This window comes from Aeromonas piscicola (genome assembly GCF_000820005.1).
GTDB classification, from domain to species: Bacteria; Pseudomonadota; Gammaproteobacteria; order Enterobacterales; family Aeromonadaceae; genus Aeromonas; species Aeromonas piscicola.
Genome location: NZ_CDBL01000011.1, coordinates 1,297 through 1,785, shown reverse-complemented (window position 1 = coordinate 1,785; position 489 = coordinate 1,297). Strand labels below are relative to the sequence as shown.

Here is a 489-nt window from a genome sequence, read left to right as displayed (position 1 = left end):
CAGATCCTGGAGCGAACTTTACGGCTTGCTGCGCGTCAAAAGCGGGGAGACAGCGGCGCCATTGCCAGTTAACTCCTTGTATGTCAGCGCGAATCCGGTCGAGTCGAGTATAGTGAAAGGAGCATGGCCGCTGTATGGCGCAGTAACAAAAGAGGCCTTATGTCCCAGATATTGAAGTTGTTGGCTGTGTTGCTGATGGGTGCGCTGATCGGGTATTTCGTCGGTAATCGACAGGAACTGGCCCAGAGCAGCCTGTTGACGGTGCAGCAAGAGACCCTGGAGCGGCAGGGCAAGGCGATTGGCCAGCTAAAGAGTGACCTCGGCATCAAGGAGACGCTGCTGGCCACCCAGAGAGCCGCGTTCGAACAACTGCAGCAGACGCTCAAGGATCAGGAAGCCCAGGTGCAGGAACAGAAGCGGCAGCTGGCCTTCTTCGAACGTATCATGCGACCCACGGGTGAGCAGGTGGGGGTGGTGATCGATAACCTC

1 protein-coding gene is annotated in these 489 nt (G+C 57.5%); it reads left to right on the top strand.

Annotated features, from left to right (window positions below):
• Positions 1–159: 159 nt before the first annotated feature.
• On the top strand, positions 160–489 hold a 330-nt coding region (locus tag BN1128_RS02255; RefSeq protein WP_042866033.1), incomplete at its 3' end, for a DUF6776 family protein.